This window comes from Mesorhizobium sp. 113-3-9 (assembly GCF_016756515.1).
In the GTDB taxonomy this organism is placed as follows: Bacteria; Pseudomonadota; Alphaproteobacteria; order Rhizobiales; family Rhizobiaceae; genus Mesorhizobium.
Genome location: NZ_AP023246.1, coordinates 3,859,815 through 3,878,297, shown reverse-complemented (window position 1 = coordinate 3,878,297; position 18,483 = coordinate 3,859,815). Strand labels below are relative to the sequence as shown.

The 18,483-nt window shown below is 66.4% G+C and carries 17 protein-coding genes and 1 tRNA gene; 15 read left to right on the top strand and 3 right to left on the bottom strand.

Annotated elements, in window-relative coordinates; all coding sequences use genetic code 11:
- Positions 1-2 precede the first annotated feature (2 nt).
- Genes cobW through MesoLj_RS18770 form a run of 6 tightly spaced genes read left to right on the top strand, consistent with a single transcriptional unit; the run spans position 3 to position 8,452 of the window.
- Complete coding sequence (gene cobW / locus MesoLj_RS18795) at positions 3-1,040, top strand: cobalamin biosynthesis protein CobW (protein ID WP_202321729.1); 1,038 nt, start codon at positions 3-5, stop codon at positions 1,038-1,040.
- An 18-nt stretch (positions 1,041-1,058) separates the two neighbouring features.
- Positions 1,059-4,817 (top strand): cobaltochelatase subunit CobN, encoded by a 3,759-nt coding sequence (locus MesoLj_RS18790; protein WP_202321727.1) that lies wholly within the window; start codon positions 1,059-1,061, stop codon positions 4,815-4,817.
- Complete coding sequence (cobG, locus tag MesoLj_RS18785) at positions 4,814-6,301, top strand: precorrin-3B synthase (protein WP_202321718.1); 1,488 nt, start codon at positions 4,814-4,816, stop codon at positions 6,299-6,301. The genes MesoLj_RS18790 and cobG overlap by 4 nt, the downstream gene beginning before the upstream one ends.
- A gap of 2 nt (positions 6,302-6,303) precedes the next feature.
- The gene (locus MesoLj_RS18780) at positions 6,304-6,936 is read left to right on the top strand and encodes a precorrin-8X methylmutase (protein ID WP_202321708.1); all 633 of its coding nucleotides are present in this window, start codon (positions 6,304-6,306) and stop codon (positions 6,934-6,936) included.
- Entirely contained in the window at positions 6,933-7,691 is a 759-nt protein-coding gene (locus tag MesoLj_RS18775) for a precorrin-2 C(20)-methyltransferase (protein ID WP_202321706.1), read from the top strand. Before MesoLj_RS18780 ends, MesoLj_RS18775 begins: the two co-directional genes overlap by 4 nt.
- Positions 7,688-8,452: a precorrin-3B C(17)-methyltransferase gene (locus MesoLj_RS18770; RefSeq protein WP_140775913.1), complete on the top strand. Its 765-nt coding sequence runs from the start codon at positions 7,688-7,690 to the stop codon at positions 8,450-8,452. The genes MesoLj_RS18775 and MesoLj_RS18770 overlap by 4 nt, the downstream gene beginning before the upstream one ends.
- On the opposite strand, the gene MesoLj_RS18765 is transcribed toward MesoLj_RS18770, so the two are convergent.
- A complete protein-coding gene (locus tag MesoLj_RS18765; protein WP_202321704.1) occupies positions 8,416-9,192 on the bottom strand; it encodes a cobalt-precorrin-6A reductase in 777 nt (258 codons plus the stop codon). The two genes, MesoLj_RS18770 and MesoLj_RS18765, sit on opposite strands and share 37 nt — an antisense overlap.
- A gap of 1 nt (position 9,193) precedes the next feature.
- Here MesoLj_RS18765 and cbiE point away from each other — a divergent pair, with 1 nt between their 5' ends.
- From cbiE to MesoLj_RS18725, 8 genes are all read left to right on the top strand, one after another.
- Positions 9,194-10,435: a precorrin-6y C5,15-methyltransferase (decarboxylating) subunit CbiE gene (gene cbiE, locus MesoLj_RS18760; RefSeq protein WP_202321702.1), complete on the top strand. Its 1,242-nt coding sequence runs from the start codon at positions 9,194-9,196 to the stop codon at positions 10,433-10,435.
- The gene (locus MesoLj_RS18755) at positions 10,432-10,818 is read left to right on the top strand and encodes a cobalamin biosynthesis protein (protein WP_202321700.1); all 387 of its coding nucleotides are present in this window, start codon (positions 10,432-10,434) and stop codon (positions 10,816-10,818) included. The genes cbiE and MesoLj_RS18755 overlap by 4 nt, the downstream gene beginning before the upstream one ends.
- The gene (gene cobM, locus MesoLj_RS18750; protein WP_202321698.1) at positions 10,815-11,579 is read left to right on the top strand and encodes a precorrin-4 C(11)-methyltransferase; all 765 of its coding nucleotides are present in this window, start codon (positions 10,815-10,817) and stop codon (positions 11,577-11,579) included. The genes MesoLj_RS18755 and cobM overlap by 4 nt, the downstream gene beginning before the upstream one ends.
- Positions 11,576-12,394: a uroporphyrinogen-III C-methyltransferase gene (gene cobA / locus MesoLj_RS18745; RefSeq protein ID WP_202321696.1), complete on the top strand. Its 819-nt coding sequence runs from the start codon at positions 11,576-11,578 to the stop codon at positions 12,392-12,394. The genes cobM and cobA overlap by 4 nt, the downstream gene beginning before the upstream one ends.
- Positions 12,391-13,710 carry a cobyrinate a,c-diamide synthase gene (locus tag MesoLj_RS18740; protein WP_202321695.1) on the top strand — a complete coding sequence of 440 codons (1,320 nt, stop codon included), beginning with the start codon at positions 12,391-12,393 and terminating at the stop codon, positions 13,708-13,710. The genes cobA and MesoLj_RS18740 overlap by 4 nt, the downstream gene beginning before the upstream one ends.
- Positions 13,707-14,483 (top strand): adenosylcobinamide-GDP ribazoletransferase, encoded by a 777-nt coding sequence (cobS, locus tag MesoLj_RS18735; protein ID WP_202321694.1) that lies wholly within the window; start codon positions 13,707-13,709, stop codon positions 14,481-14,483. Before MesoLj_RS18740 ends, cobS begins: the two co-directional genes overlap by 4 nt.
- A 39-nt stretch (positions 14,484-14,522) precedes the next feature.
- Positions 14,523-15,533 (top strand): nicotinate-nucleotide--dimethylbenzimidazole phosphoribosyltransferase, encoded by a 1,011-nt coding sequence (gene cobT, locus MesoLj_RS18730; protein WP_202321693.1) that lies wholly within the window; start codon positions 14,523-14,525, stop codon positions 15,531-15,533.
- Between the two features lie 94 nt (positions 15,534-15,627).
- Positions 15,628-15,885 (top strand): hypothetical protein, encoded by a 258-nt coding sequence (locus MesoLj_RS18725; protein ID WP_202321692.1) that lies wholly within the window; start codon positions 15,628-15,630, stop codon positions 15,883-15,885.
- Positions 15,886-15,997: 112 nt separating this feature from the next.
- Here MesoLj_RS18725 and MesoLj_RS18720 read toward each other — a convergent pair.
- Positions 15,998-16,073 (bottom strand) — tRNA-Lys (locus tag MesoLj_RS18720).
- A gap of 107 nt (positions 16,074-16,180) precedes the next feature.
- Positions 16,181-17,089, bottom strand: coding sequence for a PhzF family phenazine biosynthesis protein (locus MesoLj_RS18715; protein WP_202321690.1), 909 nt, complete (start codon positions 17,087-17,089; stop codon positions 16,181-16,183).
- A 100-nt stretch (positions 17,090-17,189) separates the two neighbouring features.
- Here MesoLj_RS18715 and MesoLj_RS18710 point away from each other — a divergent pair, with 100 nt between their 5' ends.
- The gene (locus tag MesoLj_RS18710) at positions 17,190-18,479 is read left to right on the top strand and encodes an efflux RND transporter periplasmic adaptor subunit (RefSeq protein ID WP_202321688.1); all 1,290 of its coding nucleotides are present in this window, start codon (positions 17,190-17,192) and stop codon (positions 18,477-18,479) included.
- Positions 18,480-18,483: the final 4 nt, after the last annotated feature.

Below are 18,483 nucleotides of genomic sequence, written 5' to 3'. Positions count from 1 at the left end.
TCATGAGCGCTTCCGTATCCCGCGTCCCCTGCACCGTCGTCACCGGCTTCCTCGGCGCCGGCAAGACGACGCTGGTCCGCCATCTCCTGGAAAACGCCGGCGGCAAGCGTATTGCCATCATCGTCAACGAGTTCGGCGACATCGGCATTGACGGCGAGATTTTGAAGGGTTGCGGCATCGACACCTGCCCGGAGGAGAACATCGTTGAACTCGCCAATGGCTGCATCTGCTGCACCGTGGCCGACGATTTCGTGCCGGCGCTCGACCAGATCCTGTCGTTGACGCCGAAGGTCGACCACATCCTGATCGAAACCTCGGGCCTCGCTCTGCCCAAGCCGCTGGTCCAGGCGTTCCAATGGCCGAGCGTGAAGAGCCGCGTCACCGTCGATGGCGTGATCGCCGTGGTCGACGGTCCGGCATTGGCAGAAGGCCGCGTCGCCAACGACATGGACGCCCTGCAGGCGCAGCGCGCCGGGGATGAGAGCCTCGACCATGACGACCCGGTCGAGGAAGTGTTCGAGGACCAGATCGCCTGCGCGGACCTGATCATCCTCTCGAAGAGCGACCTGATGGACGCCGCCGGCTCGGCCCGCGCCAATGCCATCGTCAACGAACATTCCGCCCGCGCCGTGAAGATCGTGCCGACCTCGCATGGCAAGGTCGATCCCTCGGTGCTGCTCGGCCTCGGTCTCGCCGTCGAGGACGATATCGAGAACCGCAAATCCCATCATGACGGCGCGTTCGACCATGAGCATGACGACTTCGACACCTTCATCGTCGACATCCCCTCGATCGCCAATCCGGACGAGCTGGCAAAGCGCGTTGCCACCGCCGCCGAACAAGAAAACGTGCTGCGCGTGAAAGGCTTCGTCGAGGTCGGCGGCAAGCCGATGCGGCTCCTGCTGCAGGCCGTCGGACCGCGCGTCAATCACTACTATGACCGCGCCTGGACCGCCGAGGATGATCGCCGCTCGCGCCTGGTCGTCATCGGCCTCAAGGGGCTGAACCGCCCGGCAATCGAGCGTATACTCGCCGGCTGATTTCAGACACGGGCCGCGATGCATATCCTCACCACGACCTCCGCCTCGCTCGACGATCTCGCCGAGCCGGTCGATCTGCGGCAGACGCCGGCGGATATCGTGGCCCTGTCCTTCACCGACAGCGATCTCGCCGGACTGGCGGCCGCGTGGAAGGCGGATGCCGGCCGCCTGCCCTCGATGCGGCTGGCGGCGCTGCGCGACCTACGCCATCCCATGTCCGTCGACCTCTGGATCGACAGCGTCGCCCGCCACGCCAAAATCGTCCTGGTCCGCATCCTCGGCGGCTACGACTGGTGGCGCTATGGCTGCGACCAGCTGGCCTCGATCGCCCGCGAGCGCGGCATAAAACTGGCGCTGCTTCCCGGTGAAAGCCACGACGAGGATCTCAGGCTGATCGAAGCCTCGACGCTGCCGCGCCAGGAATTGGACGCGCTGCTCGGCTATTTCCGCGAAGGCGGCCCGGCCAATATGAGCGCGCTGGTACAGCGCCTTGCGGGTTTGGCCGGACAGGACGCGGCCGTTGTTGAGCCGATGGCGGTGCCAAAGGCCGGGTACTATCAGCCTGGAGTGGGGGTTGTAGAGAAGCTAGACCTTTTGGAGGTCGACGATCCTTCGCCCCCCCCTCTGTCCTGCCGGACATCTCCCCCTCAAGGGGGGAGATCAGCCGTCGCCGGCCTCGGCGCTTTTTCTTCCCCGACGAAAAAAGAGCCATCTGCAACGTCTGTGATTGGCGAGGCCGTCAACGACAGAGCAATCTCCCCCCTTGAGGGGGAGATGTCCGGCAGGACAGAGAGGGGGGCGACGGAACTCGACGCTGGGAACCTCAGCGCCCCCACCATCCCAATCCTCTTCTACCGCTCGATGCTGCTCGCCGCCGATGTCGCGCCGATTGATGCCCTTTTTGAAGCACTGCGCCAACGCGGCATGCTCCCAGTCCCCATCTTCGTCTCCAGCCTGAAAGAGCCGGCGTCACTCGCCTTTGTGGAAACCGCGTTCGCCGCGCTGAAACCCGCCGCCATCATCACCGCGACCGCCTTCGCCTCCGGTGCCGAACCCGGCGTCGAAACCCTGTTCGACCGTGCCGGCGTGCCCGTCTTCCAGGTCATCGTCGCCACCACACGCCGCGACGTCTGGGAAAACAACCAGCGCGGCCTGGCGCCCGCCGACCTCGCCATGCATGTCGTGCTGCCAGAACTGGACGGCCGCATCCTCGCCGGCGCCATTTCCTTCAAGGGCGAAAGCGATGTCGATCCGGCACTTGGCCATCGCGCCTTCGCCAACCGGCCGGAGCCGGATCGCGTAGTTCAGGTGGCGGATCGCGTGGCGGCCTTCATCAAGCTGCAGGGGGCACCACGCGCCGAGCGCAAGCTTGTCATCCTGATTCCGGACTATCCAAGCGCACCGGGCCGAACCGGCTATGCCGTCGGCCTCGATGTACCGTCCAGCGTGCTGGCAATGCTGCATGACCTGAAGGAGCAGGGTTATGCGGTTGAGGGGATTCCGCAAACGCCGCGTGGGTTACTGGATTTGCTGGAGCGGAGTGCCGACGGGCTGGGGCTGGAGGAGTACCTTACCTTCTCGAAGGAATTGCCGGTTGAGGCTATGACTGCCGTTGAGGCGGCGTGGGGGAAGGCCAAAGAGATAGCTTTGCGCGAGGCGCCCCCCTCTGTCCTGCCGGACATCTCCCCCACAGGGGGGGAGATTGGCAGTTTCGTCGCTGGCACCCTTCCTGCAACGTTCGAGATTGGCGAAAGCGCGGATGACAGCTCAATCTCCCCCCTCGTGGGGGAGATGTCCGGCAGGACAGAGGGGGGCGCCTCGCGCCAACCTTCACTATCAAGCAGAAAACACTTCCCCTTCCGCGCCGCGACCTTCGGCAACATCACCGTAGCCCTCGCCCCCGACCGTGGCCGCTCCGCCGACCGCCGCGCCGACTACCACGATCCAACCTTGCCTCCGCGCCACGCCCTGATCGCGTTTGGCCTGTGGCTGCGCAAATCCCTCGGCATCCATGCGCTCATCCATGTCGGCGCGCACGGCACGCTGGAATGGTTGCCGGGCAAGACGGTTGCACTCTCGCAAAGCTGCTTTCCCGAGATCGTCACCGGTCCCTTGCCCGTCATCTATCCCTTCATCGTCTCCAACCCAGGCGAAGCGGCGCAGGCCAAGCGGCGCGTCGCCGCCGTCACGCTTGGCCATCTGCCGCCGCCGCTGGCCGGCGCGGGACTGGACGAAGACCAGCACAAACTCGAACGCCTAGTTGACGAATATGCCCAGGCGGACGGCCTCGACCGTCGCCGCCGCGACCGCCTGGCAAAACTGATCGTCGAGACGGCGCAAAAAACCGGCCTTGCCTCGGAAGCCGGTGTCGCCAGGACCGACGCGCCCGACGAGGCGCTACGCCGCATCGACGCCTGGCTCTGCGACCTCAAGGACTTCGCCATCAAGGACGGGTTGCATATCTACGGCCGCGCGCCCGACGATGAGTCCGACGCCATGCGCCGCCAAAGTGCCGAGGCTGAAAGGTCGGCGCTGCTCGCCGCGCTCGATGGCCGCCACGTCAAGGCCGGGCCGGCCGGCGCGCCGGCGCGCGGACGTTCCGACGTGCTGCCCACCGGCCGCAACCTGTTCACGTCGGATCCACGTACCATGCCGACACCGACCGCTTATGATCTGGGCAAGGCGGCGGCGGAAGAGGTCGTGCGCGGCTACCTCCAGTCACATGGCGACTGGCCGCGCTCTCTGGTGATAGACCTCTGGGGCTCGGCCTCGCTGCGCACCGGCGGCGAGGAAATCGCGCAAGGCCTGGCGCTGATGGGCTGCCGGCCGCAATGGGATGCCGCCACCGGCCGCATCACCGGCATCGAAGTGCTGCCGCCGGCAACGCTCGGCCGCCCGCGCGTCGATGTCACCTGGCGCATATCGGGCCTGTTCCGCGACATGTTCCCGACCCAGATCGCGCTGATCGACGCCGCCGCCAATGCCGTCGCCGCGCGCGACGAAGAGGATTCGGAAAACCCGCTCGCGGCCCGGACCCGAGCCGACGGCAAGATCAGCCCGCGCATCTTCGGTACCTCGCCCGGCACTTATGGCGCCGGCGTCGAGAATCTCCTCTCGAGCGGCGACTGGGCGGCGCGCGAAGAAATCGGCCGCGCCTATCTCGACGCCACCTCGCATGCCTATGGCGGTGCCGGCGGCGAAGGCATCTCGGCGCCCGGCGCGTTCGAAACCCGCATCGCCGAAGCCGATCTTCTGGTCCACACCGGCGACGACCCCGGCCGCGACATTCTCGAAGGCTCCGCCGACGTCGCCTTCATCGGCGGCTTTTCGGCAGCACTTGCAGCACTTGGCCGGAATGCCGACGTCATCGTCCTCGACACGACGGACCCGCAAAAGCCGAAGCCGCGTTCGGTCGGCGAGGCCGTCTCGCGCGTGGTACGCGCCCGCGCCGTCAACGCGCGTTTCATTGCCGGACAGATGCGGCACGGCCCGCGCGGCGCCTCCGAATTCGCCGAGACAGTCGACCGGCTGGTCGGCTTCGCCGAGACCACCCATGCCATTTCGGGCGCGCTGATCGGGGCCGTACACGACGCCTATGTCGGCGACGAGGAAGTTCGCGCCTTCATCCTGCGCGAAAACCCGGCCGCCGCGAAAATCATCGCCGAGCGTTTTCTCTCGGCGCGCCGGCGCGGCCTCTGGCATCCCCTGCGCAATTCCATCGACGACGATCTTGTTGCCCTGATTGCGGAGGCCGAGGCGCTGGGAGTGGCGGCATGAACGCCTTCTCGCGCCGGGGCGCCTGTCCGGCCCTGTCGGCACCGATGCAGACCGGCGATGGCCTCCTGGTGCGGCTCAACCCGGTTGCCGGAGCACTGACGCCGAAGCTTTTGATCGGGCTGGCCGAATCCGCCCTGCGGCATGGCAACGGCATCATGGAAGTGACAGCGCGCGGCAGCCTGCAGATACGTGGGCTGACAGCGGAGAGCGCCGCGCTGCTGGCGGCGGAGGTCGATGCGCTGGGCATTGCGGTGCGGACCGGCGTGCCGGTGGAAACAGGACCGCTGGCGGGTATCGATCCGAAGGAGATCGCCGATCCGCGACCGCTGGCAGAGCGGATCAGGATGGCGATTGAAGAGGCCGGGCTGGCGCCAAGGCTGGGGCCGAAGGTTTCGGTTGTTGTCGATGGCGGCGGGCAATTGACGATGGACGCGGTGACGGCGGATATCAGGCTGAAGGCGGTGCGAGCCGACAACGACATCGTTTGGAGTGTATCGGTTGCCGGCGACGGCCTAAACGCGAAAGCATTGGCAAAGGTCGACGCGGATGCCGCGAGAGACATAGCCGTCGCGGCACTCAGGATGGTCGCCGAAAAGGGCCGTGAGGCACATGCGAGGGATTTGTCGGAGCGGCAGTTGGTGTCTCTCGCAGGCTGGTCATGCTGGACAGGTTTGTGCGAGGCGCCCCCCTCTGTCCTGCCGGACATCTCCCCCACAAGGGGAGAGATTGGCAGTTCGGTCGTCGGCACCACTCCCGCGGCCTTTGAGATTGGCGAAAGCGGAGATGGCAGCTCAATCTCCCCACCTGTGGGGGAGATGTCCGGCAGGACAGAGGGGGGCGCCTCGCGCAAACCTATCGGCCTTTTCCCTTTGGCCGGTGACACTTTCGCCCTCGGCATCGCTCTTCCCTACGGCAGCATGCCTGCTGACAAAATCATCGCCCTCGCGAAAAGCGCTGTCGGCACCACCGAAATCCGTCTCGCACCGGGCCGCGCCCTGCTCTTCGTTGGCCAGCCAGACGCCGATTGCACAAGCCTCCAGCAAACAGCCACCGCCCTCGGCTTCGTCACCTCCCCCACCGATCCGCGCACCCGAATCGCCGCCTGCCCCGGCACGCCGGCCTGCGCCTCCGGCCGCATCGCAACGCGTGACATCGCCGAGACGATCGCAACCGAAAACGCAGACATTCTCGACTTCACCCTGCACATTTCCGGCTGCGCCAAGGGCTGTGCGCATCCCGGCCCGGCGGCGCTCACAATCGTCGGCGGCGAAAATGGAGCCGGACTTGTCGTGAACGCGACGGCAAAGGCTCTTCCTGCCGGCTACAGGCCGGGCTATGACGCCGCGCGCGGCTTCAGTCGCGTCGCGGCGATGATCCGCAGCGCACGATTTCAGGGCGAGACCGCCGCTGCTTGCCTGACAAGGCTCGGGCCGGCGGCAATCGCCGAGACTTACCGACAGGCCCAAACTAAAAAACGGAAATGAGCATGGCCGCCTACGACTACATCCACGACGGCACGGCGATCTACGAGCGCTCCTTCGCCATCATTCGCGCCGAGGCCAACCTCTCGCGCTTCTCGGACGCCGAGGCCGATGTCGCCATCCGCATGATCCATGCCTGCGGCCAGGTCGAAGCATCAAGCCATTTCGTTTTCTCGCCTGACTTCGTCACCTCCGCGCGCAAGGCGCTTGCCGCCGGCGCGCCGATCTTCTGCGATGCCGAAATGGTCTCGCATGGCGTCACCCGCGCCCGGCTGCCGGCCGGCAACGAGGTGATCTGCACGCTGCGCGATCCGCGCACGCACGACATCGCCAAAGAGATCGGCAACACCCGCTCGGCCGCCGCGATCGACCTGTGGGGCGAGCGCATGGCCGGTTCGGTGGTCGCCATCGGCAATGCGCCTACCGCACTGTTCTATCTCCTGGAAAAATTGCGCGACGGCGCGCCGAAGCCGGCGGCTATCATCGGCATGCCGGTCGGCTTCGTCGGGGCCGCCGAATCCAAGGATGCGTTGGCCGAGAATTCTTATGGCGTGCCCTATGCCATCGTGCGCGGCCGGCTTGGCGGCAGCGCCATGACCGCCGCCGCGCTCAATTCATTGGCGAGGCCCGGCCTGTGAACGCGCTCCCCAAAGGCCGACTTGTCGGCGTCGGCACCGGTCCCGGCGATCCAGAACTGTTGACGTTGAAGGCCGCGCGCGCCCTGGCCGAGGCCGATGTCGTCGCCTATTTCGCCAAGCGCGGCAACAACAGCAATGCGCGCGCCATTGTCGAGGCGCGCTTCCGGCCGGACATGCTGGAACTGCCGTTGCTCTATCCCGTGACCACCGAGATCGACAAGGATCACGACGATTACCGCTCGCAGATCACCGGTTTCTACGAGGAGTCCGCCGAAAAGGTCGCAGAACACCTCGAAGCCGGCAGGATGGTTGCCGTGTTATCCGAGGGCGACCCGCTGTTCTACGGCTCCTACATGCATCTGCATGTCCGCCTCGCCCATCGCTTCCCGACCGAGGTCATTCCAGGCGTCACCGCAATGTCCGGCTGCTGGTCGCAGACCGGTGTGCCGATCGTCCAAGGCGATGACGTGCTGACGGTTTTGCCCGGCACGATGAGCGAGTTCGAACTGACGCGCCGGCTGGCCGATACCGATGCCGCCGTCATCATGAAGGTCGGCCGCAACCTGCCCAAGATCAGGCGGGCGCTCGAAGCCACCGGCAAGCTGACGCGCGCCGTCTATGTCGAGCGCGGCACCATGGCCGGCAGCGTTTCGATGAAGCTCGCCGACAAGCAGGACGACAAGGCCCCCTATTTCGCCATCGTGCTGGTCGCCGGCTGGTCCGGCCGGCCGGGTGCATTGGGAGCACAGGCATGAGCGGCCGCCTCACCGTCATCGGCCTCGGGCCCGGCAATGCCGATCAGGTCACGCCGCAAGCAAGCCGGGCCGTGGCTGAAGCGAAGTTCTTTTACGGCTACAAACCTTATCTCGACCGGCTGGACCTGCGCCCGGATCAGATCCGTGTCGCCTCCGACAACCGCGAGGAACTCGCCCGCTCCAAGGACGCCTTGATCAAGGCCGCCGAAGGCCACGACGTCGCCGTGGTTTCCGGCGGCGATCCCGGCGTCTTTGCCATGGCGGCCGCGGTTTGCGAGGCGATCGAGGCCGGCCCGGCTGAATGGCGGGCTGTCGACGTTGCCGTGGTGCCCGGCGTCACCGCCATGCTGGCGGTCGCCGCCCGCATCGGCGCACCGCTCGGCCATGATTTCTGCGCCATCTCGCTGTCCGACAATCTGAAGCCGTGGGACCTGATCGAACTGCGCCTGCTTGCTGCCGCCGGCGCGGGTTTCGTCATCGCGCTCTACAACCCCATCAGCAAGGCGCGCCCCTGGCAGCTTGGCCGCGCCTTCGAATGCCTGACCGCGATCCTGCCCGGCACCACGCCGGTCATTTTCGGCCGCGCCGCCGGCCGTCCGGACGAGCGCATCGAGGTTTATCTGCTGGCCGACGTCGACGCGCAAAAGGCCGACATGGCGACCTGCATCATCATCGGGTCGCCGGAAACCCGGATCATCAAGCGCGCAGACAAGCCGGCGCTGGTCTACACGCCGCGTTCGGCATCAGGTTCGGCAAAATGATCGGCCCCGAATTGGTTGACAATCGCGGCCAGCGCTTCGACGGTTTCAGCCGAAGGCACCTCCGGCAACATTGGCCTGCGGATCATGATCACCTCGACACCAAGCGCCCGCGCGGCGGCAATCTTGCCGTAGGTGGCGGCGCCGCCGCTGTTCTTGGACACCACGACATCGATGCTGTGTCTCTCCAGCAGCGCGCGCTCGTCAGCTTCGCGGAACGGACCGCGCGCCAGCAGGTAGTCAGCGTCGGGCACGGCGAGCCTCGGCTCGACCGGATCGACGCTGCGGATGAGGTAATGGTGCTGGGGCGCGGCTTCGAACGCGGCAACCTCTTGCCGGCCAAGCGCCAGGAAGACGCGGCGCGGTGCCGGTCCAAGCGCTCGCACGGCATCGGTGACGCTATCGACCTCAGTCCAGCGGTCGCCTTCGATGGGCTCCCAGCCGGGACGGCGCAAAGCCAGGATCGGCACGCCGGCCGCTCGCGCCGCTTGCGCGGCATTGGCGGAGATTCGCGCCGCATAGGGATGCGTGGCGTCGATCAGCAGGTCGGTGCTGGTCTCCTTGAGGTAGGCGGCCAGACCCTCGGCGCCGCCAAAGCCGCCGCTGCGCACCGGCACGCCCTGCGCGACCGGGCTTTCGGTACGTCCGGCCAGCGACAGCGTGACCGAAGCGCGTACCGCCAGCTTTCCGGCCAGTTGCCGGGCTTCCGTGGTGCCGCCGAGGATCAGGATACGGTGGGTCATCATGCCTGCTGAAAGTCAGCGCGAAGCCGGCCATACGCCAAAATGGCTTACAATCATCGGCATCGGCGAGGACGGTTTAGCGGGTCTCGGCGACGAGGCCAAGCAGCGGATCGCCGACGCGGAGTTCATCTTCGGTGGCAAGCGTCATCTGGCGCTGGTCGCGTCCTTCGCCAAGGGCGAGCCGCGCCCCTGGCCGATGCCCTTTGATGCCGGGATGGCTGACGTGCTGGCGCTGGTGGGCAGCAAAGTCTGCGTGCTCGCCTCCGGCGATCCCTTTTTCTACGGGGTCGGCGCCACGCTCGCCCGCAAGGTCGAGCCCCGGGAGATGCATGTCATCCCCGCGCCGTCGGCCGTCTCGCTGGCCGCCGCCCGCCTTGGCTGGGCACTTCAGGATATCGAGACCGTCTCGCTGCATGGCCGGCCGCTTGACCTGATCCGGCCGCTGCTGCAGCCCAGTGCACGCATCCTGGCACTGACATCGGACGACGACGCGCCGGCGGCAATTGCCCGCCTGCTCACCGAACTCGATTTCGGCGCATCGCGGCTGACGGTCCTGGAGGCTTTGGGCGGTGCGAACGAGAAACAGCACATGGCACGCGCCGACGCCTTCGACCTCGAAAACATCAATCCGCTCAACGTGCTGGCCATCGAAATTGATTCGAACCCGCAAGGCCGTGTGCTGCCGCTCACGGTTGGCCTTGCCGATCATCTGTTCGACCATGACGGCCAGATCACCAAGCGCGAAATCCGCGCTGTCACCTTGTCGACGCTGGCGCCAAGGCGCGGCGAGTTGCTGTGGGACATCGGCGCCGGCTCCGGCTCGATCGGCATCGAGTGGATGCTCGCCCACCCCTTGATGCGCGCCATCGCCATCGAGGCCGACCCGGGCCGCGCCGCTCGCATCCACCGCAATGCCGCCGCCTGCGGTGTTCCCGGCCTTGTGGTGGTGGAAGGCAACGCGCCAAAGGCGCTTGCCGGGCTGGAGACGCCGGACGCTATCTTCATCGGCGGCGGCGGCAGCGACACCGGCGTCTTGAACACTGCCATCAAGGCGCTGCGCGCTGGTGGCCGTCTCGTCGCCAATGCGGTGACACTGGAGATGGAAACGCTGCTTCTCGCCCAGCACCTGAAACTGGGCGGCGATCTTACCCGGATAGACATTTCGCGCGCCTCGCCGGTCGGTTCGATGCAGGCATGGCGGCCGGCCATGCCGGTCACGCAATGGAGCTGGGTGAAGCCATGATGGTCGCGGGCATCGGCAGCCGCAAAGGCGTTGGAGTCGAAGACGTGCTTGCCGCGATTGAAACCGCGCTTGAAGCGCATGGGCTGGCAATGACGGCGCTTTCGGCACTGGCCACCGCAGCGCTCAAGAAGGATGAAGACGCGATCGCCGCCGCTGGCCGCACGCTGAACCTCCCGGTTGTCATCGCCGATGACGCAGCGCTTCAAGCCGCCTCGCCCGGCACACTCACCCATTCCAGCCTCTCGCAGGAACTGGCGGGCACGCCCTCGGTTTCCGAAGCGGCAGCCCTCGCCGTTGCCGGGGCCGGTGCAAAACTGCTTGGCCCTCGCACCGTGCTTGGCCCGGTCACCTGCGCCATCGCTATCAGCGGAGACGCGCCATGACCGTCCATTTCATCGGTGCCGGTCCGGGTGCCGCCGATCTCATAACGCTGCGCGGCGCCAGGCTCCTGGCAAGCTGTCCGGTCTGCCTGCACGCCGGCTCCATCGTCGCACCCGAATTGCTGCAGCATTGCGCGCCCGGGACGAAACTGATCGACACCGCGCCGATGTCGCTCGACGAGATAGAGGCCGCCTATGTCGAGGCCCACAAGGCTGGCCATGATATAGCGCGGCTGCATTCCGGCGACCTGTCGGTTTGGAGTGCGGTGGCCGAGCAGATCCGCCGGCTGGAAAAACACGGCATCCCTTACACGCTGACGCCGGGCGTTCCCTCCTTCGCCGCGGCCGCCGCGGCGCTGCGCCGCGAGTTGACCATTCCCGAAATGGCGCAAAGCCTGGTGCTGACCCGCATCTCCGGTCGCGCCTCGAAAATGCCACCCGGCGAAACGCTGGCCGGCTTCGGCCGCACCGGCGCCACGCTGGCCATCCATCTTGCCATCCACGCCATCGACCGTGTCGTCGCCGAACTGACGCCGCATTATGGCGGCGATTGTCCGGTGGCGATCGTCTTCCGCGCCTCGTGGCCGGATGAGCGCGTGCTGACGGGAACGCTGGAAACGATCGAGGCACAACTTGCCGCCGATCCGATGGAGCGCACGGCGATCATCTTCGTCGGCCGCTCGCTGGCGGCGGAAGGCTTTGGCGAGAGTTCATTGTACGACGCCCACTATCAGCGGCGTTTTCGCGGACGGGACGGATTGTGAGCGGCAGCACCAGGAACACAGGCGAAAACGCCACGCTCGAACAGGCGCTCGCCCGGCTGAACTTCAAGCCACGCCCGCTGGAGCCGGGCCATGTCTGGCTGGCCGGTGCCGGCCCCGGCGACCCCGGTTGCCTGACCCTGGAAGTGCTGGCGGCCTTGGCCGAGGCGGATGCGCTGGTCTATGACGCGCTGGTCTCACCCGATGTCGTGGCGGTAGCATCGGCTGCCGAACTGTTCTACGCCGGCAAACGCGGCGGCCAACCGTCGATGAAGCAGGACGACATCACCGCTCTTCTGGTGCGGCTGGCGCGCGAAGGCCGCCGCGTCGTCAGATTGAAAGGCGGCGATCCCTATATTTTCGGCCGTGGCGGCGAAGAGGCACTGGCGCTCGCGCGCGAAGCCATCCCCTTCCGGGTTTTGCCCGGCCTGACATCCGGCCTCAGCGCGCTGGCCGCAACCGGCATCCCGGCCACCATGCGCGGCATCAACAAGGCGGTGATCCTGGCGACCGGCCACGCCGCCGGCACCGACGATGACATCGACTGGGCGGCGATCGCCCGCACCGGCCAGCCGGTTGTCGTCTATATGGGCATGGCGAACCTGCCGCTGATCGCTGCAGCGCTGCTCGACGGCGGGCTGGCGCCATCGACGCCGGCGGCGGTGATCGTCGCCGCGACGACGCCGCAGGAACGGACCGTCGTCGCCACGCTCGCCACCATCGCCGAGGAAGCGGCCGCCGCCGGCCTTGCCTCGCCGGCACTGATCGTCGTCGGCGGCATCGTCGCCATGCGGGCGGCATTGGCAGGCAAGGCATGACGGCCCGCGCGATCATCATCGGCGCGCCGCGCTCCGGCTCGGGCAAGACCAGCGTCACCATCGGCATCCTGCGCGCGCTCACCCGGCGCGGGCTGAAGGTGCGGGGCGCCAAATCCGGCCCCGACTATATCGATCCCGGCTTCCACACGGCCGCCACCGGCCTGTCCGGCGTCAATCTCGACAGCTGGGCAATGCCCCCATCGCTGCTCAACGCGCTCGCCGCACAGGCGGCCGGCGACACCGATTTCGTCATCCTCGAAAGCGCGATGGGCCTGTTCGACGGCATTCCGGCCGCGCCGGGCCGTACCGGCTCCGCCGCAGACCTCGCCCGCCTATACGGCCTGCCGGTGCTGCTGGTGCTCGACGTGTCCGGCCAGTCGACAACCGCGGCGGCCGTCGCCAAGGGTTTTGCCACTTACGATCCGGATGTGCGCATGGCCGGCGTCGTGCTCAACCGGCTTGGCAGCGAGCGCCACCGCCGGCTGTCCGGCGACGCGATCGAGGCGATCGGCCTGCCTGTCGTCGGCGCCATCTTACGCGACCCCACCTTGAACCTGCCCGAACGGCACCTCGGCCTCGTCCAGGCCGGCGAATATGATGATCTGATGGCGCATCTCGACCGCCTTGCCGACATGGCGGAGAAGTCGCTCGACCTCGACGCGGTCATGGCACTGGCAACACCCCTCACCCCGGCGGAAGGCGGCTTCGACGAGGCGCTGCAGCCGCCCGGCCAGCGGATAGCCCTGGCGGAAGATGCAGCCTTCACCTTCCTCTACCCGCATGTCGCCAGCTACTGGCGCAAGGCGGGCGCGGAAATCGTTCCGTTCTCGCCACTCGCCGACGAAGCGCCCGACGAGGATTGTGACGTCTGCTGGCTGCCCGGCGGCTATCCCGAGCTTCACGCCGGCCGGCTCGCATCGTCGGAGACTTTCAAGACCGGAATGGCGCGCTTCGCCGCGACCAAGCCCGTCCATGGTGAGTGCGGCGGCTTCATGGTGCTAGGCCAGGCGCTGGAGGATGCCTCGGGCGAAACGCACGCAATGCTTGGCCTGCTTGGCCATTCCACCAGTTTTGCAAAGCGGAAGATGAATCTTGGCTACCGCGAGGCGCGGCTGCGCGCCGATTGCCCGCTGGGCGTGCAGGGCGCGCTGATCCGGGGCCACGAATTCCACTATGCGCAGATGACGGCAACCGGCAATGACGAGCCCCTGGCCGACCTTGCCGATGGTCAGGGCAATCCGATCGGCGCCTCCGGCTATCGGCGCGGCCATGTCAGCGGCACCTTCTTCCATGCGATAGCGAGGGGCGGCGCATGAAGCTCCCGAATTTGACCCTTTCGCCTCGGCAAATCCTCGACGACATGGCGCTCGGCCTGGTGTTCTTCACCCGCCTGCCTCTGCCCATCCTCGACTTTCGCGGCCGCAGCCTTGCCGCCGCCATCTGGGCCGCGCCGGTCGCCGGCCTCGTCGTCGGCCTGATCGGCGCCATCGTCTTTGCCACGGCGGAACGGTTTGGCCTTGCCATGGGCCCGGCGGCGGCCCTTGCCCTTGTTTCAACCGTGATCACCACCGGTTGCCTGCACGAGGACGGACTGTCCGACGTCGCCGACGGCTTTGGCGGCGGCAAATCGCGCGGCCGCAAGCTGGAGATCATGCGCGACAGCCGCATCGGGGCCTATGGCGCGGCGGCCCTGACCCTGTCGCTGCTGATCCGCTGGAACGTGCTTTCGGAATTCGTCGACCCCACGCAGGCACTCTTCGCTCTCGTGGCTGCCCACGCCGCCTCACGCGGCGTGCTTGGCGCCTTCATGCACCTGTTGCCGCCGGCACGGTCCGATGGCCTGTCGGCCGGTGCCGGTACGGTCTCGCAGGAAATCGCCATCGTCGGCGCCGTGCTTGGCGCGATCCCTCTCCTGCTGCTTGGGCTCGGCGGCGCCATCGCCGCGCTCATCCTGCTCGGCCTGCTGTTTGCCGCCTTCCATGCCCTGTGCCTCAACCAGATCGGTGGCCAGACCGGCGACACGATCGGCGCCTTGCAGCAAGTGAGCGAAATATCAGTGCTTCTCGTCGCTTCCGTCGCGCTTTCCTGATTCCCCTTGACCTGAATCTCTTCCGGAGACCTTGCCCCCATGCCCTTCAAATCCCTCGATGAATTGCGCGCCGCCTGCCTCGACCTGCCCGCCGGCAGCGATACCGCCGCAAAGGCCGTTGCCCGCCGCCAGGATACGCTGACCAAGCCGCAAGGCAGCCTCGGCCGGCTGGAAACCATCGCCGCATGGCTGGCGCGCTGGCAGGGCCGCGACATGCCAAAACTCGACCGCGTGAAAGTGTTCGTCTTCGCCGGCAATCACGGCGTCACCGCGCAGGGCGTGTCGGCCTTCCCTTCCGAAGTGACAGTGCAGATGGTGGCGAACTTCGCCGGCGGCGGTGCCGCCATCAACCAGCTCGCCCGCATCGCCGGCGCCGAACTCGATGTCATCCCGCTCGACCTCGACCATCCTACCGGCGACTTCACGCAAGTGCCGGCAATGGACGAGAACGCCTTCCTCGCCGCCGTCTCGGCCGGCTACGACGCGGTGACGAAGGATCTCGACCTGATCTGCTTCGGCGAGATGGGCATCGGCAACACCACGCCGGCTGCCGCCATCTCGGCGGCCCTCTTCGGCGGGGGCGCGGAAAAATGGACCGGGCGCGGCACCGGCGTCGACGATGCCGGCCTGAAGCGCAAGGTTGTCGCCATCGAAGCCGGCCTCAAGCGCCACGCAGCCGCCCTTGCCGATCCGCTGGGCGTTGCCGCGACACTCGGTGGCCGAGAACTCGCCGCCATCTTCGGCGCCACGCTCGCCGCCCGTCATCTCGGCATTCCCGTGCTGCTCGACGGCTTCGTCTGCACCGCCGCCGCCGCCCCGCTGGCAAGGCTGCACCCGACAGGGCTGGCCCACACAATCGCGGCCCACGTCTCGGCCGAATCGGGCCATCGCGGCCTGCTCGAAGCGCTCGGCCTGCCGCCGCTGCTCGATCTCGGCATGCGGCTCGGTGAGGGTTCGGGCGCCTGCCTCGCCGTCAACATCGTGCGCTCGGCACTGGAGTGTCATGCGAGAATGGCAAGCTTCGCCGAGGCTGGTGTGTCGGAGAAGTAGCTTCGGACTTCTGCGGTTGGGTCCGTGAAGCCGCTCCCGTCACAGGCAGGAGTGGCATCTTCCTGCTACGGCGATTCTCGAATAGATCTGGCGGATGAAAAAACTCCATCCCGCCGCCGCTGCGGTGGTTATTGCCGTTGTGCTTGCCATTGTGCTTCGGCGCGATGGATACTCCAGCCACGGCCCGATCGACACCGCGATTTTCGTTGTTTTCCTGGTTTTCTTCTGGTGGCTCATCAGCGATTTCTCGGGCGGGAAAGGCGGAACTGACGCCAGCGAAGCTGAAAGCGTAGAAAAGAACATTGCTTTTCGGTTCGGCCGATTTCTAAGCCGCATTTTTGCACGCAATTAGATCATCATGAGCACGAAATAGCGTTGCTGGTTGAAAAGCCGCAACACTTGGCCCGAGACGCGCCACACGCGTCTCGCTTTTCAGGGTCTTTCCACCAAGTCTTCTAGGAATTTGGTGGGTGCGCACAGGATTGAACTGTGGACCCGCTGATTAAGAGTCAGCTGCTCTACCAACTGAGCTACGCACCCACTCGGCCGGCAAAAACCGGCGTTGGCGGGCATATAGCCGCCACCATCGGTCATGTCTAGCCCTGCCGGAATCATTTCCCGACAAATCGCTGAAGTGACGCAGATGGTCACACGAAAAGCTTGCCTTCCGCGACCTTGACCGCGTTGCCGCCAATGCGGGCGGACGCCAGTTTTCCGCCTTCGACATTGAGCTCCAGGCGGATGCGCGACGGCCGGCCCATCTCCAGCCCCTGCTCGATCCACAGCTGTGAAATGCCATCCGTCGGGCCGTCGAAATGCATGATGGCGCCGGCGAAGGCGGCCGCCGCCGAACCCGTCGCCGGATCCTCATAGGAAGGCGTGCCGGGCACGATCATGCGGACATGAAAGGCGCTTTCGTGGTTCACCGTCTCGCGGCAATAGACATAGGGACTGGCGAAGGCCCATTCGCTCTTGCGCGGTGCCAGTTCCGACCAGGCCTGGTTGTCCAGCCGGATGCGGCCCGCCGCCTCGAGATTGGCGACAGGAATGGTCACATAGGGCACGCCGGCCGACCAGAACGAGACGCGGTGATTCTCGAAGCCGATCTCGTGCGGCGCCAGGCCAAGGGCTGCCCCGATCGCTTCCGGGTCGGCCTCGAGCTTCAGCGGTTCCGGCAGTTTCGCCAGATCGAACTCGGCGAAGGTGTTGCCATCGTGCGTGCTGACGGCGCAGCGCACCGGGCCGATGTTCTCTTCCAGCACGAAGATGCCGGCCCCGCCCTCACCCACCAGTTCGGCCAGCGCGATTGCCGATCCGACCGTCGGATGGCCGGCGAACGGCATTTCATAGTCGGGCGTGAAGATGCGGATCCGGTTTTTGTGCTTGGGATTGTCGGGCGGCAGCACAAAGACCGATTCGGACAGGTTGAATTCGCGCGCGATGGCCTGCATCGCCGCCGTGTCCAGACCTTTGCAATCCAACACCACGGCCAGCGGGTTTCCGGCCAGTCGCTCGGTCGTAAACACATCGTAAAGCAAGTAATTCCGGGTTTGCATTCCTGCCTCAATCCCAACATGGGCGAAATTTAATTTGATATTTGAACCGGTAAGCCTGATCTGTGCACAGATAGGGACATACGCATCATAGGGGTCCGACGTGGACCAGATTGTCAATCTGCCAAAGACGGAATCGGATTCCGCCATCGAGACGGCGCTTGGGCTCGACCGACAAGGTCTGCGCAAGACGCGCCGGCGTGGCTGGCTCTATGCGCTGCTGACCCTGATCGTGCTTGCCGCCGGCATTGGCCTCTATCAATGGTATGCGGCCACGCCCGCCAGGATCGATTACACCACCGTGCCGGCCGCCAAGGCCGACCTGACCGTCCAGGTTTCGGCGACGGGCACGCTGCAGCCGCTCACCCAGGTCGACATTTCCAGCCAGCTTTCCGGCATCATACGCTCGGTCTCGGTCAACGAGAACCAGCAGGTGAAGAAAGGCGACGTGCTGGCGGCGCTCGACACCGCCAAGCTGCAGGTCCAGATCGAACGGGCCGAGGCTTCCGCGAAAGGGGCGGCAGCCAATGTCGAGGACGCCACGGTGACGCTGGCCGAAAACGAAAGCGCGCTGGTGCGCGCGGCCGCCTTGACCAAGCGTGGCATGGCGACCGACCAGTCGCTCGAGGCGGCAACCGCGACGCGCGACCGCTCCAAGGCGGCGCTTGATAGCGCTCAGGCCAATCTCGCCATCGCCAATGCCGATCTCAAATCGCAGCAGACGGACCTTGCCAACAGCACCATCTATGCCCCGATCGACGGCATCGTGCTGACGCGCTCGGTCGACCCCGGCCAGACGGTCGCCTCCTCGCTGCAGGCGCCGGTGCTGTTCGTCATCGCCGCGGATTTGCGGAACATGGAGCTGGTGGCGGCGGTCGACGAGGCCGACATCGGCGCCGTCAAGACAGGCCAGCATGCCCGTTTCACCGTCGATGCCTTCCCCGACCGGCCGTTCGATGCCGAGATCCGCGACATCTCCTATGCCTCGGTCACGACAGACGGCGTCGTCACCTACAATGCGCGGCTCGAGGTCGACAACAACGAGCTGTTGTTGCGGCCCGGCATGACCGCTACCGTTTCGGTCGTCACGAGGGAGGCGAAGGGCGTGCTGACCGTGCCCTCCTCCGCCTTCCGCTACCGCCCGGCGCAGCAGGCCGCGCGTGGATGGAGCCTCAGCGACCTGTTCACCGGCCGCATGGGTCGTCCGGGCGGCAACCGCCAGCGGCAGGCGACGACCCCGACCGATGGCTCGCGCACGCTCTATGTGCTGGAGAACGGCCGGCCGCATCCGGTCAACGTCAAGATCGGCTCGACCGATGGCGAACTGACCGAGATCACATCCGGCCTCGACGAAGGCGCGCAGGTCATCACCGCCTCGCAGCCGCGGAGCTGACGGC